We start from the raw sequence: 6,585 nt of genomic DNA on the forward strand, positions 1-6,585 counted from the left end.
CGACATCTGCAGCCCGAGCCGCCACCACCCTCGACAGCAACCACTGAAAAGGCTCCAGGGCTGAGCTCGGCCTGCAGGACTGCGGGCCCCGCGTCGGTGCCGGGCCCGTCAGAGCAGGCGGAAAGCCGCTTGTGACCTGGTGCTTCGCCGCTACGACGCCATCGCCCCGGACGTGTGTGGTGGGGCGATACGACTGGACCCTTTTCATCCTTGATATTCGCAGTTCAGGAGGGTGCGGATGGCTTTGACGATGAGTCCGCTGCGGTTGGTGGAGCATCGGGCTCGGTGGAGGATTCGCGTTCGCCGGGGGCTCGCAGGCGGGCGTGGTCGCGGTTGAACTGCTGGTAGTGCTGGGTTGTTCGCGGTGGTGCTTGTAGGGGGTGCGGACAGTTGCGCCGGCTCCTTGGTAGGCGCGGTCGGCCAGGATCAGGATGTCTCTGGTCAGGCAGGCCTGGACGATGCCGTGGGCGCGGGCCGCGGTCAGGTCATGGGTCCGGCCGGGCAGCGCACGGGAGAACCAGAGGGGTGCCCCGTCCGCGCGCGAGATGACCCGCACGTTCATCCCGTGCTGACGGTGCTTGTGGCTGTAGTACGGCTCGTCCGCGGCCATTCTGTCGGCCGGGATGAGAGTCCCGTCAACGATGACGAAGTCGCCTTCACCCAGTCCCACCAGAGCCTCACGCAGGCCCGGCGCCCACGCCGCCTGGACGCCGGGAGTCTCGTCGACGTACCGCCATGCCGTCGTGGTGGAGACACCAAAACCCGCGGCGAGCTGCGGAAACGTCTCGTTCTTCCACAGATGCGCCCGAGCCAGGAGAGCCTGCTTGAAGCAATCGAGTCTCTGCCAGGGCGAGTTGAGCTCACGCCGACGGGCGTAGAGCAGCCAGGAGACATGCTCGACCAGCTCGTGGGAGACGTCGAGCATAGAACAATACGGAACCAACAGGGCCCCTCGGACGCCGGTGTGATGAGTGAGATCACCACGCCAACGACCAGGGGCCCTGTCCCGTCACCCCACCCCTCTGACCAGCACGTTCACCCCATCAGAGCTGGGATGAAAAGGGTTCACTGAGATCGAAACCGGCGGGGCAAGCTTTACCTCGCCTCCGTGCACGATGTGTTCTCCCGGCGAGTACTCGGCTACGCGATGGGCCCCAGGCACAATGCGGCCCTGGTCAGCGCCTCGCTGGAGATGGCCGCCGCGACACGCGGCGGCACTGTGGACGGCGTGATCCTTCATTCGGACCGCGGGTCGGAATACACGAGTGAGGCCTCCAACAGCCTCTGCTGCCAGCTGGGCATGGTGCAGTCCACGGGACGCACGGGCTCAGCCCTGGACAACGCCGCCGCGGAGTCGCTCCACTCCTCGATCAAGGTCGAGCACATCCGCAGGCATCGCTTCGCGACCCACGCCGAGGCCCGACTGGAGATCGTCACGTGGATCACAGACTTCTTCAACACCCGCCGCAGGCACTGCGCCACCGACGGGCTGGCTCCGGTGGACCCCGAGCAGATCATCAACCACACGCGCACCAGGACCCGTTCACAAACCTGAGCCACATAGAGGAAGCCTCCACGCCTCCGGAGGATTGCCACTCGCTCGTCACCACGGCCGTCGTGAACTCCTCGGCGAGATCGTTTCGGCCCTCGCTTGCCTGGCCGCAGCCGGACAGGCAAACCGACAGCCGACGGGAATCGTGGGATGAACTCTGGACACCCACCCCCACCACGCCCCGCCGCCAACCATGCACGAACTCGTTAGAGCCGAGAGGATGACCACTGTGCAGGACACGCCGCTGATCGTGCCCATGGCCGTCGACGCCTTCCTTTTCACCAAACCCGACAACAGGACTCCCGACGACGTGGACCGGCGGGCGACCAGTCTTGATCGGCTCCCCGAACACGCCCCCATGGGCCTCGCCCTTGATGCTGTAACTCCGGACCCGGACAATGACATGGGGATCTACCTTCAGTGGGAGCTGCCAGCCGTCCTGCGCACTGGTCAAGCGGCGCCGCCCAAGATGGCCAGCGGTCTCGAACCCCCCCATACCGGAGAGTTCCGTCTGATACCCAACCGGTGGCTCGTGACGCGCCGCGCCTTCGTCACCGCCAACACCTCGAAGCAGCAGACGCTCCACTGGCTGATCCGCGCCGACACCCCGGTACCCGAGTCCGACGACAGCGGGCGTACGGAAACAACCCCCGCAGCCGTGCTGCCCGGGCCACCCAGTGCGGATACCGGCACATATCCCTCCCAGGCCAATTACGGCGTCGCCTACCCGATCACAGATAGATCGGCCATTCCGGCAGAGCCGCACCAATGGAAAGCTGCCGGCGGGCCGCTGTTCCTCACCGCCAACAGCACAGGTCTGCCCGAATTCTGCTCGTATCAACCGTATAACAAGAACATCCTGTCCTTCCATGACCTCCTCGCTGATCTCACCGGCACTCAGGAGGAACTCGGTGCGGGTAAGGGGGAAATTACCGTCAACTACCTAGTTGTGGGCTGGTATTCTCACCAGAATTCCGACGTCCTTAACCCCGGCACAACGAAGCTGCGTGACACGCTGGCGGGATTCGGCTGGGATCTGCCAGGTGACGCCGACTCACCGGTCACTGGGACTGTGTACGCCGGCACGGTGCTGGGAGTCCCGTGGAAAGAAGACCTCGACCCCCTCACCTATCAGCCCATCCTTGCCAACATGTCCCGGTTCAGTCTCGACGCCCGCCCTGCCGCCGCCGAAGTGGGGCTGGCCGTCGGCCAGTCGTCCATGGAGGCGTGCATCGCAGCGGTGATCCGCTCCACCCTGCTGACCCCTGAGGAAGCACGCCTCTTCAGTGCCTTCCAGCATCGCCTCCTGGACGCTCCCGCGAATCCCGGGTTGCCCGACCATACGAACGAACCTGACGCTCAGCACGCCCTGCAGTACGGGGAGCACGCGTCCACTTTCTTCGCCACCCAGGGAGGCCGCTGCTGGCGTCTCGACAACACCAGCAGTGCACCACTCAACGCGGGCCAGGAGAGTGCACTGGCGACTGTCAGGAAGAAGCTAGCCTCCCTCAACGAAGCGCAGACCCAGTACAACGTGACGAACGCACAGTGCCGGGATATGTTCACCACGCTCAAGGGCCTCTGGTGGGTTTCCATGCATTACACCGATCAGGGGCCAAAACAGGCCGATACAGCAGCTGTCGCCGCCCTCAAGGAAGAACTCGCTCGCCGTGTAAAAGATCGCCAGATCTGCCTGGCCACGGTCGGCGCTCTCGCCACGGAAATCCGGCAACACATCACCACGGGGAAGCTGCCGCACCAGCTCCAGCCCTCGCCGATGCCGCCGTTCCTGCAAGCCACCAATCCGGTCGTCGTGATGCGCAATCTCCAGGCACGTCGGCGGACCACGGACCACGACGGCTATCTCAACGGCCCGCTGCCCGTCCGCCGTCCGCCCGCTGCTGCCAGCTCCCCTTTACCGGTGCACAACAAGCTGAAGGCTCTCCTCACTCCGCCAGCCCTCGCCTGCATCACGCCTCTCGCCCAAGAGTTCGATGCACTCGTAGAGAAGGTTGTCAACGGTGTCGGGGACCCCGGCGTCAATTGCGCAAAGGTCAGGGGAAGCGAAGGGACGGGCCTCCTCTCGAGTGCACCTGCTACCGACCCGTATACTCGATGGTGGAACCAGCCGTGGAAGCCAGCTTTCCTCGAATGGAGCGCAGACCTCTTCCCCAGCCACCTTGCTGGCGCCAAGGATCAATCCGTCTCACACCCGTACACACTCAGCACCAACAACCCAACGCCCACTGATTTCACCCCGCCCAGCCCGATCCCCCAGTACTTCCACCAGAAGACCGTAGTGAGCGGTGCGCCAAGGAAGATCCCCGAAACGGCCGTGCGGCACCTCTCATACTTCACCACCACGCATCCCATCCTCGAAGACCACACCCGCTACCGTCTGCTCCACGCAGCCGCGCTCGCGCAAGCGGAGCCCTCGAAGAGCGCCTACCTCACGCTCGAAGGCAAGATCGGCAAGCACGAGTGGAACCTGACCTCGGCTACCCTAGCGGGAGTCAACGAAGCATGCGCGGGCCGCAAACCGGACAGCCCATTGCCCACCCGCAGCGCCGCCCTTCCGCGTTCCAAGCCTGACGACCTCACCTACACAGCCCCTCCCCCGCCCGAGCAGACGACCACACCGTGGTTCGCCACCCCGGACCCTGCCGTGGTCACCGCCCGTGTCCCACACCTCCCCCTCAGCAAGGACCACTACACGGCCACTCAGGACTCTGACGAAAAGGCACTCGGCGATGCCGACTTCCCGCCCTTCCGCTCGGGGCAGCTGCAGCTGAGAAAGCTGATCGTCCACGACACGTTCGGGCGTCTCCTCAGCCTGGATCTGGGGAGGCTCCAGGTTGCCGAGCCCCTCTTTGCCAGCGACGCGAGCGAGACGGACACCCGCACCTACACCGTCCGCGGTGACGGCGACCCGATCAACGGCGCCGGACTCGTCGATCTGCGGCCCCGCCTCCACCAAGGCGCGCGGCTCCACTTCGACTACCTCACCACCAGCCCTGATCCCCAGCCCCTGTCCGCCCTACCGGATCCCGACGCCGCTAACCCCGTTCACGGCTGGCTGATGGCCACCCGGACCGGCAACCGTCACTCCCTGCTCTGCTACACCCCCCAAGGCACTCCGCTGTACGACCTCCACTGCCTCAGCGTTAGTACCGCTGCCACGGCCCGTCCCCTTCCCGGCTGTCCGTACGCTCCGAACCCCCTCAAGGACGAGAAGTTCCAGAAGCACCATCCCGTCCTCTTCTCCTTCGTCAAGCCACTCCTCGCAAGCGGCAGCAGCAAGGGCCACCTCGCCGCCCTTCTGTCCAGCCTCGACCAGAGCCTGGCCCACACGGCTCCACCCTCCCTACCCGGACCCGACAGCCACAGCCTAGCGCTCTTGATCGGCCGACCCATCGCCCTCGCCAGCGCCCGTCTACGTCTCGAACTCGACGGCCCCCCGCTACGCCCGCCCGCCACCGACGCCCTCAGGAAAGCCTCCCACCGGGCGGACGCACCTGCTTGGCCCGTAGCCCTCGGCAGCCCGCACCTCTACACCGACGGGCTTCTCGGCTACTTCACCGGGACCGGCTTCACTACGTTCTACACGCACTACCCGGCCGACACCAAAGCAGAACAGGAGACCCGCTACACCCAGGCACCCCAGCCCACTGACGTCACCGTCACTCCCCAAGAGCCGACCGCATCACCCACCGGGACCGACGTCTCCCTCCTCATCTGCCCACACACCAGCACCTACGCCATCACCGACATCCTCCCCGCGACCGCCCTTACGCTCTCCCCCACCACGCTCGACGGCATCCTCAGCACCCTCCAGCCCGCAATCCCCATCGGCCCCCTCCTCGCTCCCCCGGTCCATCCAGACACCCACATCCTTCGCATGCCCACCCCGAGCCTCGGTGAGGGCACCACCATCTGGGCCTGGGCCGAACCCTCCGACAACACCAAGGAACCCTGGACCTACACCACAGCAGCGCCCCCACAGACCACCGACCACTCCGCCACCCAAACCACCCACGCCCACACGGGATATCTGACCCGCGCTACGGGAACCGTTCAGAAGCAGGAGCAGAAAACGGATGCCACGCCGCAGGAACCGTGACACGAATCGCGGCACTCGGTAGCGGAAGGACCCCGTCGACACGGTCCTCGTACGTCGCGGCTTGCGACTGCCGATCGCCTCCCGCCAGGCATGGCAGGACTTCAAAAACGCTGGTGTCGCCGCGCTCCGAGGCCGACGGGTCACCGACGAAGCGGTCGCACAACTGCTCGCGTGGGACGAGTTCCTGCACACTCCCGTCATCGGCGCGCAGCCGGCCACGGAGTCCATGGCCCTGGTACAGACTCTGCGCGACCAGGACCTGGAGGCCTACGGCAAAGCCCTGGAAGCACTTGCCGCCGCGCACGAGCGGAAGAACCGGGCCCGTCGGTGCACCGAACTGTTGGGCGCTCTACGCGCGGGCCACTCCCTACTCGCGAGCCGCCTCATCGACGATGCTGACGATCCCAACTGAGACAGACAGCTGGGCTCGTTGGAACGGGCGTGGGCGTGGGTGAAAGCATCGCAGTTCCTGGACAGGCAGCGCACACTCGGTCTGGGTGGACTCGCCGCAGCCTGGGGCCGGCTGCACTGCCTGGAGCAGATGACACAGGAACAGCGCTCGGCGCTCCAGACGTACCGGACGCACATGGCCTCCCTCGGCAAGGGGAAGAACACGCGCCTCTTCAGAGCCGCGGCGCGCGACGCGATGTCCGTGGCTCAGGACGCGGTGCCCGCGTGGGTCTTGCCCATCCCCCAGGTCGCCGAGATGGTGCGGGCGAGGCGGGACGCCTTCCACGTCGTCATCGTGGACGAGGCCAGTCAAGCAGGCATGGAAGCCCTGTTCCTGCTGTGGCTGGCCCCCCGCGTGATCGTCGTCGGCGACGACAAACTGTGTGCGCCCGCCCTCACACGCAACACTGAATCTCTTTCATCCCGTTTCTTGGAGGGGGAAAGTGCTGGGCAGGGTGTGTGG

3 protein-coding genes and 2 pseudogenes are annotated in these 6,585 nt (G+C 65.8%); 4 read left to right on the top strand and 1 reads right to left on the bottom strand.

The window, feature by feature from the left end; genetic code table 11:
* Positions 1–204: 204 nt before the first annotated feature.
* A pseudogene (locus tag ACFWZ5_RS43800) lies at positions 205–984 on the bottom strand (transposase family protein).
* A gap of 106 nt (positions 985–1,090) precedes the next feature.
* Here ACFWZ5_RS43800 and ACFWZ5_RS43805 point away from each other — a divergent pair.
* From ACFWZ5_RS43805 to ACFWZ5_RS43820, 4 genes and pseudogenes are all read left to right on the top strand, one after another.
* Positions 1,091–1,555 (top strand): annotated as a pseudogene (locus tag ACFWZ5_RS43805) (DDE-type integrase/transposase/recombinase); the annotation flags it as partial.
* Between the two features lie 217 nt (positions 1,556–1,772).
* Positions 1,773–5,672, top strand: coding sequence for a hypothetical protein (locus tag ACFWZ5_RS43810; RefSeq protein WP_384892667.1), 3,900 nt, complete (start codon positions 1,773–1,775; stop codon positions 5,670–5,672).
* 61 nt (positions 5,673–5,733) lie between these two features.
* Complete coding sequence (locus tag ACFWZ5_RS43815) at positions 5,734–6,084, top strand: hypothetical protein (RefSeq protein WP_384892669.1); 351 nt, start codon at positions 5,734–5,736, stop codon at positions 6,082–6,084.
* A gap of 129 nt (positions 6,085–6,213) precedes the next feature.
* The coding region (locus tag ACFWZ5_RS43820) for a hypothetical protein (protein WP_384892672.1) at positions 6,214–6,585 on the top strand (372 nt) is incomplete at its 3' end.

This window comes from Streptomyces sp. NPDC059003 (assembly GCF_042740445.1).
Classification (GTDB): Bacteria; Actinomycetota; Actinomycetes; order Streptomycetales; family Streptomycetaceae; genus Streptomyces.